Genomic DNA, 20,668 nt, shown 5'->3' with positions numbered 1-20,668 from the left:
GCCCGGCGTCGTACCCTGGGGGCGTGCCGAAAGCGCTGGTGGTCGCGGACGAGGTGGACGAGCGGTTGTGGACCGACGCGGTCCGCACCCGCCCCGTCGACCTCGTCATCGGCGCCGGTGACCTGCCCTACGACTACCTGGCCTTCCTGGCCAGCGCCCTGGACGCGCCGTGCGTGTTCGTGCCGGGCAACCACGACCCGGACCTGACCGGCTACACGCGGTACGGCGGACTGTCCATGAAGGACGGTTTCCCGACGGTCTGGCCGGGCCCGGCGGGCGGCGTCAACGCCGACGGCCGGGTCGTCGACGTCGCCGGGATCCGGATCGCCGGGCTCGGCGGGTCGATCCGCTACAACGACGGCCCGAACCAGTGGACGCAGCGCCAGCAGGCGCGCCGGGCCCGGCGCCTGGTGCGCACCGCCCGGCTGCGGCGGTGGCGCGACGGCCGCGACGTCGACATCCTGCTGACGCACTCGCCGCCGCTGGACCTCGGCGACCGCGAAGACCCGCCGCACCGCGGGTTTTCCTGCCTGCACGCGGTGATCGACCGCTTGCGCCCGAAGTGGCTGCTGCACGGCCACATCCACCCCCACGGCGAGCCGGTGCCCGACCGGATCGTCGGCGACACGCGGATCCGCAACGTGGTGGGCCACCGGATCATGGAGTTATCGTGAAGGAAACGGGATTCCCGCGCGCGGACGCCGAAAACGACTTCCTCCGCGCCCGGCGCCAGCAGGTGCTTTCGCGGCTCTCGACGTGGCTGCGCCGCGAGCCCGACGACGTCAACATCATGCTGCCGTTCCACGAAGTGGTGGAGGCGCTCGGCTATCTCGGCGAAAAGCGGATCGGCCTGCGGGTGATCAAACTGGACTCGATCGCCGGCACGGTCGACCGCAGCCGCGACTTCGACCGCCGCTTCCGCCCGACGTCCGGCCGCGTCCGCGAGCGCTGGGAAAGACTGGCCCTGGCCGCCCGCCGCGGCGAAGACATCCCGCCGATCGAGGTCTACCGCGTCGGCGAACTGCACTTCATCATCGACGGCCACCACCGGGTCTCGGTCGCCCACGCGCAGGGACTGTCCACAATAGAGGCATTTGTGACGGTGGTCCGCACCAAACTGGACCCGAGCGGCATCCGCCACCGCGGCGACCTGATCGTCAAGGACTACCGGAGGCTGTTCCTGGAGCGCGTCCCGCTGACCGGCCACGCGAGGGCGTCGGTGATCGTGTCGGACCCGTGGGACTACGCGAAGCTGGGCGAGCACGTGGAGGCGTGGGGGTTCCGGCTGATGCAGGACGAGGGCAAGTTCTGCGACCGGGCGAGCGTGGCCCAGCGCTGGTTCTCGGAGGAGTTCGTCCCGGTGGTGGGCATGCTGCGGCAGGCGGGGATGCTCGGCGACCGCACGGACGCCGAGGCGTACATGTGGGTGGCGGCGGAGCGGTACCGGCTGATCCGCACGCACCGGTGGGACGACGAGGTCATCGAGCAACTGCGCACCAAGCGAAGCTAGCGGCTCAGCCCGAGCCCATCGGGAAGGTGCGGCCCACCCAGGTCTCCGCCTCCGAGCTGGTCTGGTATTCCGGCTGATAACTCCCGGACGCCACCACCACGCCCAGCCCGTACAGCAACTCCGCCTGCGTCTGGGACACCACCCCGTACGCGCCGACCTTCACGCCCATCTCCTCCGCGCGCTCCACCAGCTGGCGCACGTTCCGGCGCGCCCACGCCGGGGCGTCGTCGGCCGCCAGGACGTCGACGATCGGGCCTCGCAGCATCACCCCCGGCGCCGGGATCGCCTGGGCCGGGATCAGTTCCAGTTCCGGCAGGCCCGTGATGTTCAGGACGAACAGCACTCCCAGGCGGGCCAGGTGGCCGAGCGATTCGATCAGGTCGCCGCGGTCGTCGATCAGGGATTCCGCGTCCGCGCACAGCATCAGGTGCCGGGGTTCCAGGCCCGCCCGGTCCAGCTCCGCGCGGACCATGGCGACCAGGTCCGCGTCGATGGCCATGCGGCGCGGGAGCGTCAGGCACACCATCGGGGCACCGTCGCCGAACCTCGACTGCCAGCTCGCCTTCGTCTCCAGGGCCTTCGCCAGCAGGTGCTTGCCGAGCGGGACCGTCATGCCGGTCGTCTCCGCCAGCGGGTAGAACTCCTCCGCCCGCAGGCGCCCGCGCGTCGGGTGATTCCACAGCAGGGCCGCGTTCAGCGACGTCACGATCCGGGCGTCCGGCAGCACCACGTGCGGCTGGTAGACCACCGTGATCTCGCCGAGCTCCAGCGCTCCGGCGATGGCGGCCGCGAGCCGGTAGCGGTCGCGGTCGGCCTGGCACGCGCCCGGGTCGAACAGCACCCACTGCGCCTTGCCGAGCTCCTTCGCCCGGTGCAGTGCCACCTCCGCCGAACGGATCAGCTCCCCGTGCACCGCGCCCGGCACCTCCGCGACGACGATGCCCGCGCTGGCGCTCACGCCGACCCCGACACCGTCCGCGTACACCGGTTTGGCCAGTTCGCCGATCGCCTGCTCGACCAGTTTCACCACCGACGCCGGCTCGAGATCACCGCGCAGTGCCACCGCGAAGCCGTCGCCGAAGAGACGTGCGACAAAACCCTTGCCGGGCGCGAAAACCGTGCGCAACGTGCCGGCGACGCCGCGCAGGACCTGGTCGGCGACCTCGGTGCCGAGGCCGTCGTTGACGACCTTGAAGCCGTCGATGTCGAGGTACACCAACCCGATCCGCCCCTGGTCGCGGTCGGCGAGCAGCGCCTCGAGCTTGGAGCGGAAGTGCGCGTTGTTGGGCAAGCCCGTCAGCGGGTCGTGCAGGCTCTGGTGCTGGATGGTCTCCTGCAGCTGCCGCAGGTCGTGCGTGTCCTCGAACATCAGGATCGGGTACCGGCCGCGGTCGCCGGGCAGCGTCCGGACCGTCAGCCGGACGACGCGGGAGGTCTCGGGCCGGGAGCGGATCGCGAGCCGGTCCAGGACCCGGTCGCCGGACTCCAAAGCCGTGCGCAACGCCGACCTGTCCCGCATGGTCGCGCCGAGGTCTTCGGCGCGCGTGCCGAGGAACTCGTCCTCCCCGCCGGCCCGCGTCAGCCGCAGGAAAGCCGGGTTCGCCGCGCCGATAACCCCTGCGGGGTCTACAAGAACGACACCGGACGGGCATTGTTCGTAGAACGCGGCGAACCGCGCTTCGGCACCCCGCGAGGCCTGCACCTCACGCGCGAACCCGACGATCAGCGACTCCCGGTCGGCGGCTCCGGCCCCCGCCAGCGCGACGTCCAGCCGCCGGGCGGCGGCCACGAGATCCGGCGCCACCTCAGGCTCCCGCAAGGTTCACCTCTTCGCGCTCGATCGGGTTTTCCACCGCACCACGCGAACACTTCGGTGTCTACCACCCGATCGGGTGCCCCGGTCCAAAGTGGATCTTCAGCCGGGACCTGGAGTGAGCGCCGACCCCCTGACCTGTACGGCGTTCAACGTCGGTGCCGGCCGCTGAACCGGGACCCGGACGTCCTTCTGCACGCAGCTCACCTGGTTCGGATCACCGCCGCCGCAGTTCGGCATCGCCGTGAGCGCGGACCGGACTTCGAGATCTTCCGACGCCCCCACCCGGCCCTCCTGCGCACGTTCTCACCCCTACTGGTGCGCGGGAGGGCCGGGAAGGTCCCAGCGGCTCTACATGTGGACGACGCCCGGCGCCGCCTCACCCTTCGGGGCGCCCGAGCGCAGCAGCAGGCCGCTGAGCACCGCGCCGGCCGCGAAGATGAAGCCGGCCCAGGTGAACGCCGTCGTGTAGCTCTCGATCGAGGCTTCGGCCACCAGCTGCGGCGTCGGCACCTTGTCCGCGAGGTACGACGTCGCCGCGTTGCCCGCGAGGGTGCTGAGCAGCGCCGTGCCGATCGAGCCGCCGACCTGCTGCATCGTGTTGACCGCCGCCGACGCCACCCCGGCGTCGTGCGCCTCGACGCCGAACGTCGCGACGCTCATCGCCGGCGCCATCGCCAGGCCGATGCCGAAGCCCATCACCAGCAGCGGGCCGAGGACCCCGCTGGCGTACGTGCTTTCGAGGTCGATGCGGCTGAGCCAGAACAGCCCGACCGCGGCGATCGCCATGCCCGTGGGCACCAGCGGCCGCGGGCCGAAGCGCGGCAGCAGCACGGCCGTCGCCGTCGTGGCGGCCAGCATCAGCGTCGCCACCATCGGCAGGAAGCCGACACCACTCTGGATCGGCGTGAACTTCAGGTTCTGCTGCACGTAGAACGTCAGGAACAGGAAGATCGCGAACATGCCGATGGCGAGCAGGAACATCGCCAGGTACGAGCCGCCGCGGTTGCGGTCGAGCAGCACGCGCAGCGGCAGGAGCGGGTGCGAGACGCGCTGCTGCAGCCACACGAAGACACCCAGCAGCACCACGCCCGCGGTGAGGAAGCCCCACACCGAGACCGAGGACCACGAGTCGGACTCCGCGTTCGCGAAGCCGAAGACGAGCGCGAAGAGACCGGCCGACGCGGTGACCGTGCCGGGCAGGTCGAGCTTCGGGCGCGGGCCGTCGTCACGCTGGTTGCGCAGCAGGATCGAGCTGCCCACGAACGCGAGCACGGCGAAGATGATGTTGACGAACATGCACCAGCGCCAGTCGAGGTACTCGGTCAGCACGCCGCCGAGCAGCAGGCCGACGGCCGCGCCGCCACCGCCGATGGCCCCGAACACGCCGAACGCGCGGCCGCGCTCCTTGGGGTCGGTGAACGTCGTGGTCAGCAGCGAAAGCGCGGCCGGCGCGAGCAGCGCGCCGAACACACCCTGTGCCGCCCGCGCGATCAGCAGCATCTCGATGTTGCTCGCCGCTCCCCCGAGCGCGGACACCACGGCGAAGCCGGCCAGGCCGACGAGGAGGGTGTTCCTGCGGCCGAAGAGGTCCGCGAGCCGCCCGCCGAGCAGCAGCAGGCTGCCGAACGCGAGCGCGTACGCGGTGACGACCCACTGCCGCGCGTCGTTGGAAAAGCCCAGGTCGAGCTGGGCCGAGGGCAGCGCGATGTTCACGACGGTCGCGTCGAGGACGACCATCAGCTGCGCCAGGCCGATCATCACCAGGATCAGCCACCGTCTGGCGTGGTGGGGGTTCTCGGCGGCGCGCGCGTCCCCCGACGGCGCGACGACGAGCGTGGACTCGGTCATGGGTGTCCTCACTGAAAGTGATCAGAAAGCTATGTGGAGTAGGTATCTCCCCTTACGTGGCCCAAGGTACACAAGAACCGGAGAAGGTGCCTCTACTTCATTGGTAGGATGGGACGCATGACACGGGACGCGAGTCCCGCCGCACCGGCGCGGCCGCTGCGGCGTGACGCCGAATTGAACCGCCGCCGCATCCTCCAGGCCGCCCGCGAGGTGTTCGGCCGGCGCGGCCTCGAAGCCACGCTGGACGACATCGCGCACCACGCCGGCCTCGGCGTCGGCACCGTCTACCGGCGCTTCCCCAGCAAGGAACACCTGGTCGAGGCGATGTTCGCCGAGCGCATGGAGGAAATCGGCGACCTCGCGGCGGACGCGCTGAAGGCCGAAGACGCGTGGGCGGCGTTCGTCAGCTTCACGTGGAAAGCGGCCGAGCTGCATTCGACCGACCGCGGGCTGCGCGAGATCATGCTGTCCAACAAGTTCGGCCACGAGCACGTCGCGGACGCGAAAGCGCGCATGGTGCCGTTGATCACACAGCTCGTCGAACGCGCTCAGGCGGCGGGTGGCCTGCGGTCCGACTTCGCCCCGACCGACATCCCCCTGCTGCACATGATGGTCGGCTCGGTCGTCGAGTTCACGTGCGCGGTCGACCCGTCGCTGTGGCGGCGCTGCCTCGGCATGCTGCTGGACGGCCTGCGCGCCGAACCCGGCAAAGCGACGGAGCTGCCGCACCCGCCGCTGGACGAGCGGGAGATCGACGAAGCCATGTGTTCCTGGCGCCCCTGACCGGAAACCGCGGCCGCAACGACGAAACCAGGCGGTGGCCGACGTCTCCGCCCGCGCTTCCGCCTGGTCTGCCCCGATCACCCGGCCCTCTCGGTCACTCGGACGGGATGACCGCCCACATGATGATGTAGGCCACGAACTGCGGCCCGGGCAGCAGGCAGGACAGCACGGCCAGCAGCCGCACGGTGTTGGGCTTCATGCCGAACCGCTGCGCGAGACCGGCGCAGACGCCGCCGATCATGCGGCCGTGGTGCGGGCGGCTCAGCCGTCGAGTGACCGGTGCGCTCATCGTCTTTCCCTTTCCTCGGACTTCCTCGTGACTCCACTTCACCACCGCGGCACCCGGTTCCGCATCGCTCGCGGGAAGGATCGCTCCCTTAGGGGACGACCGAAAGCGAAAATCATTCGGAGAACCCGGAAACCGCCGTGCGCGGGCCGGAAAACGGAGGACCTGCGCGTTTGTCGCTCGCGATGCGGAAAATAGTGAGAGATGTCCCCGTCAGGGGTGGCTTTTCGGCCGGATGTGGTGATACTTGCACCCCGTGTACCCGCGTGTGAAGTCTTTGGTCGTCGCGATGGTCTGTGCCCTGCTCTCGGCGGGCTGCGCCACCACGCAAGCCACCCCCGACCCGGCCGACGAGTCGGGGCCGACGCCGCTCACCGCGTCCGCCGCGCTCGGCAGCTTCGGCACCATCGACTACTGCAGCATGCTCGACGTGCCCAAGGTCGCGGCCGGTGCCGTCGCCGTCCCGACGTTCGAGAACTGCCAGGCCGACCTCGGCTGGCGCACGATCCTCGTCGGGCCGCTCGCCTTCGACTCCGACCCGAACATCAAGCCCTACGACTACGCCGGGCCGGTGCCCGACGGCGTCTCGGTGCAGCAGTCGATGTTCAACGACCACACCGCGTGCACCCGCGCGATCATCTTCGCCGACGGGAACCGGCTGGACGTGTCGGTCACCGACAGCGGCCCCGCCGACCAGGCCGGCCGCTGCGAGACCGCGGACGCCACCGTCGGCTCGGTGCTCGCCGCGATCACCGCCGGCAAGGTCACGCGCTTGACGTTCCCCGAGCGCTCGTGGGGCGCGGTCGCACCCTGCGTGCTGCTCGACAACCACGACCTCGACGTCCCCGCCGGGCCCGGCAGCAAGCCGGCCGCCGGGTTGTCCGGGCACAGCTGCATCCGCGGCAACGTCGGCTTCAAGCTCACGGTGGACACGACGGGCACGAACGGCCCGGTCGAGACGCTCGGCGGCCGCGAGGCCCGGATCCGGGTCGCGGGCGCGTTCTGCATGGTCGACAGCACCCAGCCCGCCCCGGGCCTGCCCGGGCGGCGCGAGCTGGCGGAGATCAGCGTGGTCGACACGGCGGGCACGGCCGGTGACGCCACCTGCGCCCAGGCCCGCACCGCGGCGACGTCGATCCTGTCTCGGCTGCCCAAGGCCTGAAAGCCGTGAAGGCCTCCTTGAGGGACGTAGAGTCCCTCAAGGAGGCCTTCACGGACTTGCCTAGGCCTCGTAGGTGAGGTTCTTACCGTTGGCCGGGTCGAAGAGCTTGACCTTGTCCGCGTCGAACCAGACCTCGAGGTCCGAGTTCTCCTTGGCGGCCGATTCCGCCGAGAGCCGGGCCACGATCTGCGACTCCGAACCCGGGACGTCGGCCGAACCGCTGTCCGCCGCCAGTTCCGCGAGCTCCGCGGACGTGGCGGTTTCCCCTTCGACGGTGAAGTGGGCGAACTTCTCCGACCCCATCGACTCGAGGACGTCGACGTGCGCGGTGAACGTGCCGCCGCCCGTCTTCTGGCCGGCTTCGACCAGCGCCGCGTCCTCGAAGTGCTCCGGCCGGATGCCGACCAGCACCTCGCGGGGCGCGTCCGCCTTCTCCACCAGCTGCCGGATCCGGTCCGTCAGCGGCGTGACGCCCAGCGGGGTGCGCAGCTCGTTGTTCTCCAGCGTGGCCGGCACGAAGTTCATCGACGGCGAGCCGATGAACCCCGCGACGAACAGGTTCGCCGGGTTCTCGTAGAGGAACTGCGGCGCGCCGATCTGCTGCACGAAACCGCCGCGCAGCACCACGACCCGGTCGCCCAGGGTCATGGCCTCGGTCTGGTCGTGCGTGACGTACAGCGTCGTCGTGCCGAGCTGCTTCTGGATCTTCGACACCGACGTCCGCATCTGGCCGCGGAGCTTGGCGTCCAGGTTGGACAGTGGCTCGTCCATCAGGAACGCCTTGGGGTTGCGGACGATCGCCCGGCCCATCGCGACGCGCTGCCGCTGGCCACCGGAGAGGTTGGCCGGCTTGCGGTCCAGGTGCGCGGTCAGGTCGAGGATCGTCGCCGCTTCCTCCACCTTCGCCCGCACCGTCTTGTCGTCCACCTTGGCCAGCCGCAACGGGAAGGCCATGTTCTCGCGGACGCTCATGTGCGGGTACAGCGCGTAGGACTGGAACACCATCGCGATGTCCCGGTCCTTCGGGGCCTTCTCGTTGACGCGCTTGCCGTCGATGCGCAGCTCGCCGGAGGAGATGTCCTCCAGCCCCGCCACCATGTTCAGCATGGTCGACTTCCCGCAGCCGGACGGCCCGACCAGCACGAGGAACTCGCCGTCGCCGATGGTGATGTCCACTTCGGACACCGCGAGCGCGCCGTCGGGGTACTTCTTCGACACCTTGTCGAGGACGATTTCTGCCATGACTACCCCTTCACCGCACCGGAGGTCAGCCCCGCCACGATGCGACGCTGGAAGAACAACACGAACACAATGATCGGGATGGTGATCACGACCGCGGCCGCGCTCACCTGCCCGGTCGGGTCCTCGAACTGCGAGGACCCGGTGAAGAACGACAGCGCCGCCGGCACCGTGCGCGACGCCGTGGTCGACGTCAGCGAGATGGCGAACAGGAAGTCGTTCCAGCAGAAGATGAACACCAGGATCGCGGTGGTGAACACACCCGGCGCGGCCAGCGGCGCGATCACCTTCCGGAACGCCTGGGCCGGCGTCGCGCCGTCCATCTTCGCCGCCTTTTCCAGCTCCCACGGGATTTCCCGGAAGAACGCCGACAGCGTGTAGATCGACAGCGGCAGCGCGAACGTGATGTAGGGCAGGATCAGCCCCGGCCACGTGTCGAACAGCGCCAGGTTCCGCTCGATGTTGAACAGCGGCGTCACCAGCGACACCTGCGGGAACATCGCGATCAGCAGCGAGAGCCCGACCAGCAGCTGCTTGCCGGGGAACTCGAGCCGGGCGATGGCGTAGGCGGCCATCGTGCCCAGCACCACGGCGATCACCGTGGAGATGATCGCGATGCCGATCGAGTTGACCAGTGCCAGCAGGAACTCCGACGTCTGGAAGATGTCCGCGTAGTTCTGCCAGGTCCACGACTGCGGGATGAAGTACCCGTCGGTCAGCGTGTCCTTGGTCTTGAACGAAAGCGACACCACCCAGAGCACCGGCACCAGCGCGAACACCAGCACGAGGATGTCGACGAGCCCCCAGCGAAGCTTGCGGCCCGTCGTGACGGTTCCCATCACCATCAGCGCTTACCCCCAGTATCCGAACCCGGTGCGGCCGTGCCGAACACCTTGATGAAGATGAACGCGATGATCGCCACCGTGATGAAGATCAGCACCGCCATCGTCGACCCGATCCCGAGGTTGAGGCCCTTGACCAGGTTGTCGTAGGTCTGCATGGACACCGACCCGGTGTCCTGCGCGCCGCCGGTGAGGACGTAGATGTTGTCGAAGATCCGGAAGGCGTCGAGCGTGCGGAACAGCAGCGCCACCAGGATCGCCGGCTTCATCACCGGCAGCATCACCTTGGTGAACCGCTGCCAGCCGTTCGCGCCGTCCATCGCGGCGGCCTTGAGCAGGTCGTCGGGCACCAGCGCCAGGCCGGCCATCAGCAGCAGCGCCATGAACGGCGTGGTCTTCCACACCTCGGCGGCGATGATGATGAACAGCGACGGCCACTGGTCGGTGAGCGGCGCGCCGTCGGAGGCGAGCCAGTTGGCCAGGTAGCCGGTCTTCGGCGTCCACGCGTAGTACCACGAGAACGCCGCGACGACCGTGACGATGCCGTACGGGATCAGCGCCACGGTCCGGACGAGACCGCGCCCGACGAGCGTCCGGTGCATCACCAGCGCCAGCGCCATGCCGAGGACGAACTCGATCGCCACGGACACGAACGTCAGGAACATGGTCGTGCCGAACGCCGTCCACCAGTACGAGTTGGACAGCACGGCGCCGTAGTTGTCGAACCCGACGAACTCCTGCTGCGCCGGGAACCTCAGGTCGTACCGCTGCAGTGAAAGCCAGATCGAGTACAGGATCGGGTAGCCCGTGACCGCGATCATCACGACGAACGCGGGCGCGCACAGCCAGAGCCCGAGCTTCCGCTCGGCCTTCTTGCCCTCGGACAGGGCGGGTTTGCCCTTCTTGTGGGACGTCGCCCCTTCGGCGACGGTGGCCCCGGCGGTGTCGGCCGGGGTGGAGTCCTGAACGGTCACGGGATCACTCCCTTCGACTGGAGCGCGTCGCTGAGCTGCTCACGCAGCTTGTCCGCGGTGGCCTTCGGGTCGATTTCGGCCGGCGGCGAAAGGATCTTCGACATCACCGTCGACATGTTCTGGTAGGCCGGGGTCAGGGGCCGCACCGCGGCGTCCTTCAGCGCGTCCAGGATGGAGTCGCGCATCGGGTACTTGATCGCCATGTTCGGGTTGTCGTCGCCCGCCGGCTTGGCCGGGTCGAGCGGCGTGTCGTTGTGGTACACCGATTCGATGGTCGGCGGCACGCCGTCGTTGATCGCGGAGAACTTCTGGTTCTCCGGACTGCGCAGGCACAACGCCGCCTCATAAGCCTCGGGCTTGTGCTGTGACAGCGAACTGACAGCGAGGTCGTACCCGCCGATCGTGGTCTTGGCCGGCGTGCCGGGCAGCGCTTCGGGGTAGACGGCCCACTTCATGTGCTGGACGTCCGACGCCTTGTCCTTCGCGTAGGAGGCGTAGACGAACGGCCAGTTCAGCTCGAACGCGGCGTCACCGCGCTGGAACGTCTGCCGGACGTCGTCCTCCTTCGAGTTGGTCAGCGACGCGTCGGTGATCCCCGAATCGGTGATCTGCTTCAGCAGGGCGAGCGCTTTCACGGCGCCGTCGTCCATCACCACGGACTTGCCGTCGTCGGACAGGATGTGCCCGCCCATCGACTCGACCAGGGTGTTGTAGAAGACGACGAGGCCTTCGTACTGCGCGCCGGTGAAGACGATGCTGTACGGCTTGCCCCGCTGCTTCAGGTCCTTGGACGTCTGGATCATCTCGTCCCACGTCTTGGGCGGGGTCGGGGTGATCCGGTCGTCGTACCAGAGCAGCTGGATGTTCGTGTTCTTCGGGGCCGCGTAGAGCTTCCCGTTGTAGGTCGCCGTGTCCAGCGGTCCCTGCAGGACGCCTTCGGAGGCCGCGGCCTTGTTCTGGTCCTTCCATTCGTCGACCCAGCCGGCTTCGGCGAACTCCGAAACCCAGGTCACGTCGAGCCCCAGTACGTCCATCGCGGTGTCGCCCGCCGCCAGCCGCCGCGCCATCTGGAGCCGCTGGTCGTCCGAGCCGCGCTGGAGTTTGTTGTAGACGATCTCGTAGCGGCCGTTCGCCGCCTTGTTGCAGTTGTCCACGACCTTCTGGAAACTGTCCTCGGGTGCGTAGTACACGTTGATCTTCGTGCCACCGCCCGAGCTGCAGCCGGCCACGAGACCGGTCAGCAATGCCCCTGCCCCCAGCAGGGCGGTGGTGCGGCCGGGCGATCGCCCCCGTTTGCCCGCGCCGATCCTCTTCCCCATCAGGCCTCCTCACCCGCGTGCACGCCGGTTACCGCGATGCCCGGAGGGCACCGCGACGCGATGAGGCGAAACCGCGCCAGCACCCCGACGTGCTAGTGCTCGGGCCGCCACGCTGGTAGGCGGGGCCGCCCGACTGGTGTCGGACAACTTATGCCGGGCGATCACACCCCGCAAGCAGTATCGGTAACGATTCAGGCCAGTGCATGCCGAACTGTGATTATCGCCTGATATTGACGGGAAATCTCACGACGGCGGGTTGAGCGCGAGCTTCGCCAGCAGTTCCCGCGCCCGCTCGGCCGACCGCGGCTGGCACAGGACGTCGTACCGGCCCGCGACGAGCTGACTCGCCGACGAGAAGTCCCGCCGCCGCCCACGGGACGTGCCGTAGCCGATGGCGGCGAACACCATCCCGGAGAGGATGCCCAGCACGAGCCCGGTGAGCAGCTGCAGCGCGAAGCCCTGGTTGACGAACAGCCCGAGCAGCAGGCCGGCGAACACGCCGAACCAGGCCCCCGAGAAGGCCCCGGTGGCGAGCACGCGGCCCCACGTCAGCTTCCCGATGACCCGCTCGACCAGCATGAGGTCGACGCCGACGATGGTGACGTCGCCGACCGCGAACTCGTTCTCGGCGAGGAAGTCGACGGCCTGCTGCGCTTCGCCGTAGGTCGCGTAGGACCCGATCGGCCAGCCGGTGGGCGGCGTCGGCAACCGCGGCAGGTTGCCGGGCGCCCGGCCCCCGCCGAAGGGACTACTCACCATCATCACCTGCGCCCTCGTGGGTCTGGGCGTCCATCTTGTCAAGAACACCTGGACCGTGCGAGCCGCTTACCCCGAAAGGCCTGACCCCCCAGAATGTCGACAAGTCGCTTCGCACTTTCATAGGGAAAGATACGTCCAGGGCCCCTTCCGACGCGTCTTTCCCTGCGAAAGTGACGTCCTCGGGCCTCCGGACGCAGCTTTCCCCGTGAAAGTGGCGGGTCTCAGGAGCGCGACTTGTATTCGCGCAGCAGGCCGCGGCTGATGATCGTCTTCTGGATCTCGCTCGTACCCTCGCCGATCAGCAGGAACGGCGCCTCGCGCATCAGGCGCTCGATCTCGTACTCCTTCGAGTAGCCGTAGCCGCCGTGGATGCGGAACGAGTCCTGCGTGACCTCCGCGCAGTACTCCGACGCGATCAGCTTCGCCATGCCCGCCTCGACGTCGTTGCGCTCGCCGGAGTCCTTGAGCCGGGCCGCGTTCACCATCATCAGGTGCGCCGCCTCGACCTTGGTCGCCATCTCGGCCAGCTTGAACGCGATGGCCTGGTGCTCGGCGATCGCCTTGCCGAACGTCTTGCGCTGCTGGGCGTACTCCACCGCCAGCTCGAACGCGCGGATCGCGATGCCGCACGCCCGGGCCGCGACGTTCACGCGGCCGACCTCGACACCGTCCATCATGTACGAGAAGCCCTTGCCGGGCGCCTCGCCGAGGACCATGTCCGCGCCGATCCGGTAGCCGTCGAACACCGCCTCCGTGGTGTCGACACCCTTGTACCCCATCTTGTCGATCTTGCCCGGGATGGTCAGGCCGGGCGCCACCTCGCCGAAGCCCTCGGGCTTCTCGACGAGGAACGTCGTCAGGTTCTGGTGGGGCTTCTCGGCGCCCTCGTCGGTCTTGACGAGCAGCGCGATCAGGTTCGACGAGCCGCCGTTCGTCAGCCACATCTTCGAGCCGTCGATGACGTAGCCGTCGTCGGTCTTCTTCGCCTTCGTCTTGATCGCCGCGACGTCGGAGCCGAGGTCCGGCTCGGACATCGAGAACGAGCCGCGGACCTCACCGGTCGCCATCCGCGGCAGGAAGTGCTGCTTCTGCGCCTCGGTGCCGTGGCGGGCGATCATGTGCGCCACGATGAAGTGCGTGTTGATCACGCCGGACACGCTCATCCAGCCGCGCGCGATCTCCTCGACGACGAGCGCGTAGGTCAGCAGCGACTCGCCGAGCCCGCCGTACTCCTCCGGGATGGTGATCCCGAACAGGCCCATCTCCTTCATGCCCTCGACGATGTCGGCCGGGTAGGTGTCGGAGTGCTCGAGCTCCTGCGCGTGCGGGATGACCTCCTTGTCCACGAACGAGCGGACGGTCGCGAGGATCTCCGACTGCACGTCGGACAGGCCGGCGGTCTGGGCGAGACGGGCCATCACGGCTCCCTTTCCGGTTACGACGCCGCTCCCGGCGCTGGGTTACCGGTGAGTATGACCCGAAACGGACGACCCTGCTATGAGGGCGCTCACGCCGCCGGCGTTCTGGCCCGTAAAGTGCGGTGCGAAGGGGAGGAACCATGACTTATCCGCAGGATCCGAACGACCCGTACGGCCAGCAGCAGCCCCAGTCGGGCGGTTTCCAGCAGCCCCAGTCGGGCGGTTACCAGCAGCCCCAGTCGGGCGGTTACCAGCAGCCGGGTTACGGCCAGCAGTACCCGTCGGGCGGCTACCAGCAGCCCGGCTACCCGCAGTACCCCGGCGGCGGCATGGGGATGCAGCCGCCGGAGGGTCCCGGGCTCGCCATCGGCGCGCTGATCTGCTCGATCGCCGGCATCTTCCTGTGCTTCCTGATCGCCGTCGCGGGCATCATCATGGGCCACATCGCCTACAACAAGGCCAAGGCCGGTCAGGCCGAGGGCCAAGGCGTCGCGATGGCGGCGTTCATCGTCGGCTACGCCGCGATCGCGCTCAACATCCTGGGGTTCCTCCTCTTCTTCGGGGTCGGCGCCGCGAACGGCCTCTTCCGCTGACCGGCTAAGTTGGGGTCCTGCACGCACCGAGGGGGCCCGTGATGACCGACCCGTCCGGCGACAAGGACCAGACGTCCACGTCGTACGACCCGCCGTCGACCAGCGAGCCGTCGTCGTACGACCCGGGGGCCTACGAGCCGCCCGCGACGGCCGACCCGACGTTCGACAGCACGGTTCCGGACAGCACCGTCGCCGACAGCACGGCCGGCGACAGCACCGCCTCGGACCACACCGTTTCGAGCGGCACGGCCGGCGACACGACGGTCGCCGGCGACACGACGGTCGCCGGCGACACGACGGCGCCGCCGTACCCGGCCGCCGGGAGCCTGCCCCCGGGAGCGTTCGAGACGCCCGCCGCGCACATCCCCGGCACGCCGTACGCGGCTCCGGGCTACCCGCAACAGGCGTACGCGCAGCCGTACCCGCCGGCCTATGGCGCGCCGTACGCGCCGCCGGCGCCGTACGCCCAGCCGTACCCGGGCGTCCCGCGCACCCAGGACAACGCGCTCGCGATCGGCGCCCTGGTCTGCTCGATCCTCGGCTTCTGCTCCGGCATCACGGCGTTGCCCGGGCTGATCATGGGCCACATCGCGCTGAGCCGCACCAACCGCGGCGAAGGCGGCGGCCGCGGCATCGCCACGGCCGCCGTGATCATCGGCTACGTCGTCGTCGCGCTGTGGGTCGGCTTCTTCACGACCTTCATCATCCTGGGCGTGAACGGCCAGTTCGACAGCTAGTCGGACGCCGGCAGCGCCACGTCGCCGGGGGTGCGCGGCGCCGGGGCCGCGTGCCCGTTCGCCTCCGGTTTCGCTTCCACCGCATCGGGTTCCGGCGCGGCCTCGGGAATCGCCGGAGCGGCGGGCGCCGGCGGGGCCGCGGGCGCCGCCGCCTGCTTCGGCGTGTGCGCGTCGAGGAAGCGCAGCAGCTCCACCGGGAACGGCAGGATCAGCGTCGAGTTCTTCTCCGACGACACCTGGACCACCGTCTCCAGCAGCCGCAGCTGCATCGCCGACGGCGTGTCCGCCATCGTCGCCGCGGCCTGGGCGAGCTTGTGGGACGCCTGCAGCTCACCGTCGGCGGAGATGACGCGCGCCCGGCGTTCCCGCTCCGCCTCGGCCTGCCGGGACATCGAGCGCTTCATCGCCTCCGGCAACGCGACGTCCTTGATCTCGACCTTGTCGATGTGGATGCCCCAGTCGAGCGCCGGGCTGTCGATCATCAGCTCCAGGCCCTCGTTGAGGTGCTCGCGGTTCGACAGCAGGTCGTCGAGCTCGCTCTTGCCGATGATCGAGCGCAGTGACGTCTGCGCGACCTGGCCGACGGCGGCGCGGTAGTCCTGCACGTTGACCGCGGCGACGACCGGGTCGATCACCTTGAAGTAGACGACGGCGTCGACCCGGACGGTGACGTTGTCGCGGGTGATGCCGTCCTGGGCGGGCACCGGCATGGTGATGATCTGCATGTTGACCTTCTGCATCCGGTCCACGAACGGGACCAGCAGCTTCAGGCCGGGCTCCTGCACCCGGGACCGCACCCGGCCGAACCGGAACACGAGCCCGCGTTCGTACTGCTTGACCACGCGCACGCCGGCCGCGAGCCAGGCTCCGCCCAGTACGACGACGGCACTGACGATCTCCACCACCATGGCTGCTCCCGGGGTTGCGATTTCCCCTGAAAACCCAGCGTACGCCCGCGAGCACCAGGGCGAAACGCGCTGGACGCGGCGGCCAGACTGGGGTCGTGACCGACCTTCGTGTGCCCCCGGTCTTCGCCGCCCGCGCACCCCGCGTGCTCGGCCCCGGAGCCGTCCCCTGGCTTGCTGCCCTGCCGGCGCTGGCCGCCGGGTACGCCCGCGAGTGGGGCCTGACGTTCGAGGGCGAAGCGATGCACGGCTACGTCGGCGTCGTCCAGCCCGCGCGCCGGGCCGATGGCACGCCGGTGGTGCTGAAACTGGGCTGGCGCGACCACGAGTCCGCCGGCGAGCCGGTCGCACTGTCCACATGGGCCGGCCGGGGTGCGGTGCTGCTGCTGGACTCCGCGCCGGACGACGGCGTCCTGCTGTTGGAGCGGCTCGACGCCGGGCGCACCCTCGATCACCTCCCGCTGCGCGAAGCCGTCCCGATCCTCGGTGAGCTGGCGCGGCGGCTGGCCGTGCCGGCGCCGCCGGAGCTGACCCGGAGCGTCCGCGCCGAGGCCGCGGGGCTGGTCGAGGAACTCCCCCGGCGCTGGACCGAGCTGGGCGAGCCGTTCGACCGGCGGCTCGTCGACGACGCCGTCGCGATCTGCCGCGAGCTGGGGCCGTCGTCGGGATCGGCGCTGGTGAACGAGGACCTGCACTTCCAGAACGTGCTCGCCGGGCAGCGCGAGCCGTGGCTCGTCATCGACCCGAAGCCGCTGGCCGGCGACCTCGAGTACGCCGTGATCCCGTTGTTCTGGAACCGCTTCACCGAGTCCACACTGGACGAACGGATGGCGCTGATCGTCGCGTCGCAGGAGCTGGACGCCGGGAAGGCACGCGCCTGGACGCTCGTGCGGGCCGTGCAGAACTGGCTGTGGATGGTCGAAGAGTCCGCCGAACACGGCGTGGATAGCGACGACCCGGCGTTCGTCACGGTGCCGGAAATCGCCGCGTGGGCGACCAGCCGATAGGGTCGGCGCCATGGCCGCGGTCAACAGGGTTTTCGCAGCTCAGCTGTCGGGTTTGCCGGTGTTCGGCCCGGACGGCGAATCCATCGGCCGGGTCCGCGACCTCGTCGCCGGGTTGCGCCTCGACACGCAGCCTCCGCGCATCCTCGGCGTGGTCGTCGAGCTGACCACCCGGCGGCGGGTCTTCGTGCCGATGCTGCGGGTCACCGCGATCGAGCCGACCGCCGTCACGCTCGCCACCGGCTCGGTCAACATGCGCCAGTTCAACCAGCGGCCCAACGAGGTCCTGGTGCTCGGCCAGCTCCTGGACGCGCACGCGTCGCTGGCCGGCTCGGACACCCGCGTCACCGTCGTCGACGCCGGGATGGAGCCGACCCGAACCCGCGACTGGGTGCTGGCCAAGCTCGCCATCCGGGAGCGGCGGGCCGGGCTGGGCCGCCGCCGCTCGGCGATGCAGGTGCTGCCGTGGGCGGAGGTGGCCGGGCTGAGCCTGACCGACATCACCGGCCAGCAGCAGGGCGCCGGGCAGCTGCTCATGCTGTTCGACACCATGCGCTCGGTCGACGTCGCCGCGACGATCCGCGACCTGCCGCTCAAGCGCCGGCACGAGGTCGCCGACGCGATGGACGACGAGCGCCTCGCCGACGTCCTCGAAGAGCTGCCCGACGACGACCAGAAAGAGCTGCTGTCCTACCTCGCCGAGGAGCGCGCGGCCGACATCCTCGAGGCGATGAGCCCGGACGACGCCGCCGACCTGCTGGCCGAGCTGGCCCCGGCCGAGCAGAGCCGGCTGCTGGAGCTGATGGAGCCGGAAGAGTCGGCGCCGGTCAGGCGGCTGCTGGCCTACTCGTCCGACACCGCGGGCGGCCTGATGACCCCCGAGCCGGTGGTCCTCACGCCGGACACGACGATCGCCGAGGCGCTGGCGCACATCCGCAACGCCGAGCTGCCGCCGGCGCTGGCGAGCATGGTGTTCGTCTGCCGGCCGCCGACCGCGACGCCGACCGGGCGCTTCGTCGGCGTCGTGCACTTCCAGCGGCTGCTGCGCGAACCGCCGGCGGAGCTGGTGGCCAGCGCCGTGGACACCGGGCTGGCGGCGCTGCGGCCCAACGCGACGCTGCCCGAGGTCACCCGCTACTTCGCGGCCTACAACCTGACCTGCGGGCCGGTCGTCGACACCGAGGACCACCTGATCGGCGCGGTCACCGTCGACGACGTCCTCGACCACCTGCTGCCCGAGGACTGGCGCGAGACCGGCCTGCACGACACGACCGGCGAGACCGGCGAAAACCTGGAGGCCGAGCGTGCCTGAACCGACGTCCGGACGGCGGCTGGACCAGCCCCGCAGCCAGAACCGGTTCAAGCTGAACATCGACCCGGACACCTTCGGGCGGCTCACCGAGCGCGTCGCCCGGTTCCTCGGCACCGGCAAGTACCTGTTCTGGCAGACGCTGCTGGTGATCATCTGGATCGCGATGAACCTCGCCGCGGTGTCGCTGCAGTGGGACCCGTACCCGTTCATCCTGCTCAACCTGGCCTTTTCGACCCAGGCGGCGTACGCGGCGCCGTTGATCCTGCTCGCGCAGAACCGCCAGGACGACCGGGACCGCGTCTCCCTGGAAGAGGACCGGAACCGGGCCCTGCAGACGAAGGCCGACACGGAGTACCTGGCCCGGGAGCTGGCCGCGCTGCGGCTCGCGGTCGGCGAGGTGGCGACCCGGGACTACCTCCGCAGCGAGCTCGACCGGCTGCGGGAGGACCTCGACGTCCAGCCCAGGAAGGCCAAACCGAACCGCACTCCTACCGGCTCGTAACATGGACGGGGTGACCAGCACTCAGCAGCTCCCCAGCGTCGATGACGTCCGCAGCGCGCTGAAGAGCGTGCAAGACCCCGAGATCCACAAACCCATCACGGACCTGGGGATGGTGAAGGACGTCGTCGTCGGCGACGACGGCGTGGTCACCGTCGGGATCTACCTGACCGTGGCCGGCTGCCCGCTGAAGGCGACGCTGACCAACGACACGAAGGAAGCCGTCTCGAAGGTCCCCGGCGTCACCGACGTCCGGGTCGAGCTGGACGTCATGAACGACGAGCAGCGCACCGAGCTGCGGAAGTCGCTGCGCGGCGAGAGCACCGAGCCGGTGATCCCGTTCGCCCAGCCGGGCTCGATGACGCGGGTGTACTGCGTCGCGTCCGGCAAGGGCGGCGTCGGCAAGTCGTCGGTCACGGTGAACCTGGCCGCGGCGATGGCCCAGCGCGGGCTCTCGGTCGGCGTCGTCGACGCGGACATCTACGGCCACTCGATCCCCCGCATGCTGGGCACCCACGAGAAGCCGACCAAGGTCGACACGATGATCATGCCGCCGCAGGCGCACGGCGTGAAGATGATCTCGATCGGCATGTTCACCCCGGGCAACACCCCGGTGGTGTGGCGCGGCCCGATGCTGCACCGCGCGCTGCAGCAGTTCCTGGCGGACGTGTTCTGGGGCGACCTCGACATCCTGCTGCTGGACCTGCCGCCGGGCACCGGCGACATCGCGATCTCGGTGGCCCAGCTGATCCCGAACGCGGAGATCCTGGTCGTCACCACCCCGCAGCAGGCGGCGGCCGAGGTCGCCGAGCGCGCGGGCGCGATCGCGCTGCAGACGCGTCAGCGGGTCGCCGGCGTCATCGAGAACATGTCGTGGCTGGAGCAGGCCGACGGGTCTCGCCTAGAGATCTTCGGCTCCGGCGGCGGCCAGACGGTGGCGGACTCGCTGACGAAGTCGATCGGCTCGGAGGTCCCGCTGCTGGGCCAGGTGCCGCTGGACCCGCGCCTGCGCGAGCAGGGCGACTCGGGCACGCCGCTGGTGCTCTCGGACCCGGAGGCCCCGGCTTCGCTGGTGCTGAGGGAAGCCGCGAAGAAGCTGACGGTCCGCGCGCGCGGACTGGCCGGGATGATGCTGAACGTGACACCCGCGGGCCGCTAGACCAAAGTCCGTGAATGGCACATCGAGGGACCTGAAGTCCCTCGATGTGCCATTCACGGACTTTCGGTGAACTTACGTGGCGTCCGGGTCGATCGGCGGACGCTCGCCGGGCTTCAGCGGCTCCGGCTGGGGCTTCGTCTGGGCGGCCGTGTAGCCGTTCGAACCGTTGGCCCCGTTCGTGCCGTTGCCGCCGTTCGTGATGCCCTTGAGGCCGAGCGGGTCGCTGTCACCGTCGAACAGGTGCTGCGTCACCACGCGTTTCGGGTCGAAGTTGCGCAGCCCGCGCAGGTCTTCCAGCGGCTTGCGCAGCTGGTCGAACTCCGGGCCCATCTCCTCGCGGAGCTGCTCTTTCGCCCCGGTCGCGAAGTCGCGGACCTTCTTCACGCTCTTCGCCATCCAGGACGCCGCCTCGGGCAGCCGTTCCGGGCCGAGGATGAAAAGACCGGCGATGATGAGGACGAGGATTTCCCCCCATCCGACACTGTCGAACACCGTCAACCTCC

At 69.6% G+C, this 20,668-nt stretch carries 21 protein-coding genes; 10 read left to right on the top strand and 11 right to left on the bottom strand.

Translation table 11 applies throughout. The features are described from left to right. Nucleotides 1-23 precede the first annotated feature (23 nt). Both OHS18_RS36320 and OHS18_RS36315 read left to right on the top strand, forming a co-directional pair. A complete protein-coding gene (locus OHS18_RS36320) occupies nt 24-674 on the top strand; it encodes a metallophosphoesterase family protein (RefSeq protein WP_328613814.1) in 651 nt (216 codons plus the stop codon). Beyond that, the gene (locus tag OHS18_RS36315; protein ID WP_328444864.1) at nt 671-1,510 is read left to right on the top strand and encodes a chromosome partitioning protein ParB; all 840 of its coding nucleotides are present in this window, start codon (nt 671-673) and stop codon (nt 1,508-1,510) included. The genes OHS18_RS36320 and OHS18_RS36315 overlap by 4 nt, the downstream gene beginning before the upstream one ends. 4 nt (nt 1,511-1,514) lie before the next feature. Here the strand turns inward: OHS18_RS36315 and OHS18_RS36310 are convergent, their stop codons facing one another. Further along, the gene (locus OHS18_RS36310; RefSeq protein WP_328613813.1) at nt 1,515-3,329 is read right to left on the bottom strand and encodes a diguanylate cyclase domain-containing protein; all 1,815 of its coding nucleotides are present in this window, start codon (nt 3,327-3,329) and stop codon (nt 1,515-1,517) included. A 345-nt stretch (nt 3,330-3,674) separates the two neighbouring features. Then, complete coding sequence (locus tag OHS18_RS36305; RefSeq protein WP_328613812.1) at nt 3,675-5,174, bottom strand: MFS transporter; 1,500 nt, start codon at nt 5,172-5,174, stop codon at nt 3,675-3,677. 117 nt (nt 5,175-5,291) lie between these two features. Here OHS18_RS36305 and OHS18_RS36300 point away from each other — a divergent pair, with 117 nt between their 5' ends. After that, nucleotides 5,292-5,957 carry a TetR/AcrR family transcriptional regulator gene (locus OHS18_RS36300; RefSeq protein WP_328444870.1) on the top strand — a complete coding sequence of 222 codons (666 nt, stop codon included), beginning with the start codon at nt 5,292-5,294 and terminating at the stop codon, nt 5,955-5,957. Between the two features lie 94 nt (nt 5,958-6,051). Here OHS18_RS36300 and OHS18_RS36295 read toward each other — a convergent pair whose 3' ends face one another. Next, the gene (locus tag OHS18_RS36295) at nt 6,052-6,246 is read right to left on the bottom strand and encodes a PspC domain-containing protein (RefSeq protein WP_328444872.1); all 195 of its coding nucleotides are present in this window, start codon (nt 6,244-6,246) and stop codon (nt 6,052-6,054) included. 253 nt (nt 6,247-6,499) lie between these two features. Here OHS18_RS36295 and OHS18_RS36290 point away from each other — a divergent pair, with 253 nt between their 5' ends. Then, entirely contained in the window at nt 6,500-7,405 is a 906-nt protein-coding gene (locus OHS18_RS36290; RefSeq protein ID WP_328613811.1) for a hypothetical protein, read from the top strand. Nucleotides 7,406-7,465: 60 nt separating this feature from the next. On the opposite strand, the gene OHS18_RS36285 is transcribed toward OHS18_RS36290, so the two are convergent. The 6 genes from OHS18_RS36285 to OHS18_RS36260 all read right to left on the bottom strand — a co-directional run bounded on the left by OHS18_RS36285 (nt 7,466) and on the right by OHS18_RS36260 (nt 13,956). After that, nucleotides 7,466-8,647 carry an ABC transporter ATP-binding protein gene (locus OHS18_RS36285; protein WP_328444876.1) on the bottom strand — a complete coding sequence of 394 codons (1,182 nt, stop codon included), beginning with the start codon at nt 8,645-8,647 and terminating at the stop codon, nt 7,466-7,468. Between the two features lie 2 nt (nt 8,648-8,649). Next, nucleotides 8,650-9,489: a carbohydrate ABC transporter permease gene (locus OHS18_RS36280; protein WP_247061047.1), complete on the bottom strand. Its 840-nt coding sequence runs from the start codon at nt 9,487-9,489 to the stop codon at nt 8,650-8,652. Continuing rightward, nucleotides 9,489-10,460, bottom strand: a complete 972-nt coding sequence (locus OHS18_RS36275) for a carbohydrate ABC transporter permease (protein ID WP_328444877.1) — start codon at nt 10,458-10,460, stop codon at nt 9,489-9,491. The genes OHS18_RS36280 and OHS18_RS36275 overlap by 1 nt, the downstream gene beginning before the upstream one ends. Further along, nucleotides 10,457-11,779, bottom strand: a complete 1,323-nt coding sequence (locus OHS18_RS36270) for an ABC transporter substrate-binding protein (protein WP_328444878.1) — start codon at nt 11,777-11,779, stop codon at nt 10,457-10,459. The genes OHS18_RS36275 and OHS18_RS36270 overlap by 4 nt, the downstream gene beginning before the upstream one ends. Before the next feature lie 243 nt (nt 11,780-12,022). Beyond that, nucleotides 12,023-12,541: a general stress protein gene (locus OHS18_RS36265; RefSeq protein ID WP_328444880.1), complete on the bottom strand. Its 519-nt coding sequence runs from the start codon at nt 12,539-12,541 to the stop codon at nt 12,023-12,025. 218 nt (nt 12,542-12,759) lie between these two features. Beyond that, a complete protein-coding gene (locus OHS18_RS36260) occupies nt 12,760-13,956 on the bottom strand; it encodes an acyl-CoA dehydrogenase family protein (protein WP_328444882.1) in 1,197 nt (398 codons plus the stop codon). 140 nt (nt 13,957-14,096) lie between these two features. Between OHS18_RS36260 and OHS18_RS36255 the strand changes: the two genes are divergently transcribed. Both OHS18_RS36255 and OHS18_RS36250 read left to right on the top strand, forming a co-directional pair. Next, nucleotides 14,097-14,549, top strand: a complete 453-nt coding sequence (locus OHS18_RS36255) for a DUF4190 domain-containing protein (protein WP_328613810.1) — start codon at nt 14,097-14,099, stop codon at nt 14,547-14,549. Nucleotides 14,550-14,590: 41 nt separating this feature from the next. Further along, nucleotides 14,591-15,286: a DUF4190 domain-containing protein gene (locus OHS18_RS36250; RefSeq protein ID WP_328613809.1), complete on the top strand. Its 696-nt coding sequence runs from the start codon at nt 14,591-14,593 to the stop codon at nt 15,284-15,286. Here OHS18_RS36250 and OHS18_RS36245 read toward each other — a convergent pair. Next, nucleotides 15,283-16,194, bottom strand: coding sequence for a slipin family protein (locus tag OHS18_RS36245; RefSeq protein WP_328444887.1), 912 nt, complete (start codon nt 16,192-16,194; stop codon nt 15,283-15,285). The genes OHS18_RS36250 and OHS18_RS36245 overlap by 4 nt on opposite strands. Before the next feature lie 95 nt (nt 16,195-16,289). Between OHS18_RS36245 and OHS18_RS36240 the strand changes: the two genes are divergently transcribed. The 4 genes from OHS18_RS36240 to OHS18_RS36225 are packed head-to-tail and all read left to right on the top strand — an operon-like array spanning nt 16,290 to nt 20,165. After that, nucleotides 16,290-17,198 (top strand): aminoglycoside phosphotransferase family protein, encoded by a 909-nt coding sequence (locus OHS18_RS36240; protein ID WP_328613808.1) that lies wholly within the window; start codon nt 16,290-16,292, stop codon nt 17,196-17,198. Nucleotides 17,199-17,208: 10 nt separating this feature from the next. Next, the gene (locus tag OHS18_RS36235) at nt 17,209-18,507 is read left to right on the top strand and encodes a magnesium transporter MgtE N-terminal domain-containing protein (protein WP_328444889.1); all 1,299 of its coding nucleotides are present in this window, start codon (nt 17,209-17,211) and stop codon (nt 18,505-18,507) included. Next, nucleotides 18,500-19,009, top strand: a complete 510-nt coding sequence (locus OHS18_RS36230; protein WP_328444891.1) for a DUF1003 domain-containing protein — start codon at nt 18,500-18,502, stop codon at nt 19,007-19,009. The genes OHS18_RS36235 and OHS18_RS36230 overlap by 8 nt, the downstream gene beginning before the upstream one ends. A gap of 10 nt (nt 19,010-19,019) precedes the next feature. Next, nucleotides 19,020-20,165, top strand: coding sequence for an Mrp/NBP35 family ATP-binding protein (locus tag OHS18_RS36225; protein WP_328444893.1), 1,146 nt, complete (start codon nt 19,020-19,022; stop codon nt 20,163-20,165). Nucleotides 20,166-20,237: 72 nt separating this feature from the next. Here OHS18_RS36225 and tatB read toward each other — a convergent pair whose 3' ends face one another. Continuing rightward, nucleotides 20,238-20,657: a Sec-independent protein translocase protein TatB gene (tatB, locus tag OHS18_RS36220; protein WP_328444895.1), complete on the bottom strand. Its 420-nt coding sequence runs from the start codon at nt 20,655-20,657 to the stop codon at nt 20,238-20,240. Nucleotides 20,658-20,668 lie beyond the last annotated feature (11 nt).

Source organism: Amycolatopsis sp. NBC_00355 (assembly GCF_036104975.1).
Classification (GTDB): domain Bacteria; phylum Actinomycetota; class Actinomycetes; order Mycobacteriales; family Pseudonocardiaceae; genus Amycolatopsis.
The sequence above is the reverse complement of the archived record's forward strand: the minus strand, read 5'-3'. Positions and strand labels throughout refer to the sequence as shown.

Bases quoted from the DNA above. Each gene is read 5' to 3' on its own strand.
- OHS18_RS36280 (WP_247061047.1), bottom strand. From the start codon at position 9,489: ATGGTGATGGGAACCGTCACGACGGGCCGCAAGCTTCGCTGGGGGCTC.
- OHS18_RS36235 (WP_328444889.1), top strand. From the start codon at position 17,209: ATGGCCGCGGTCAACAGGGTTTTCGCAGCTCAGCTGTCGGGTTTGCCG.
- OHS18_RS36250 (WP_328613809.1), top strand. From the start codon at position 14,591: ATGACCGACCCGTCCGGCGACAAGGACCAGACGTCCACGTCGTACGAC.
- OHS18_RS36255 (WP_328613810.1), top strand. From the start codon at position 14,097: ATGACTTATCCGCAGGATCCGAACGACCCGTACGGCCAGCAGCAGCCC.
- OHS18_RS36260 (WP_328444882.1), bottom strand. From the start codon at position 13,956: ATGGCCCGTCTCGCCCAGACCGCCGGCCTGTCCGACGTGCAGTCGGAG.
- OHS18_RS36300 (WP_328444870.1), top strand. From the start codon at position 5,292: ATGACACGGGACGCGAGTCCCGCCGCACCGGCGCGGCCGCTGCGGCGT.
- OHS18_RS36285 (WP_328444876.1), bottom strand. From the start codon at position 8,647: ATGGCAGAAATCGTCCTCGACAAGGTGTCGAAGAAGTACCCCGACGGC.
- OHS18_RS36305 (WP_328613812.1), bottom strand. From the start codon at position 5,174: ATGACCGAGTCCACGCTCGTCGTCGCGCCGTCGGGGGACGCGCGCGCC.
- OHS18_RS36245 (WP_328444887.1), bottom strand. From the start codon at position 16,194: ATGGTGGTGGAGATCGTCAGTGCCGTCGTCGTACTGGGCGGAGCCTGG.
- OHS18_RS36265 (WP_328444880.1), bottom strand. From the start codon at position 12,541: ATGATGGTGAGTAGTCCCTTCGGCGGGGGCCGGGCGCCCGGCAACCTG.
- OHS18_RS36270 (WP_328444878.1), bottom strand. From the start codon at position 11,779: ATGGGGAAGAGGATCGGCGCGGGCAAACGGGGGCGATCGCCCGGCCGC.
- OHS18_RS36295 (WP_328444872.1), bottom strand. From the start codon at position 6,246: ATGAGCGCACCGGTCACTCGACGGCTGAGCCGCCCGCACCACGGCCGC.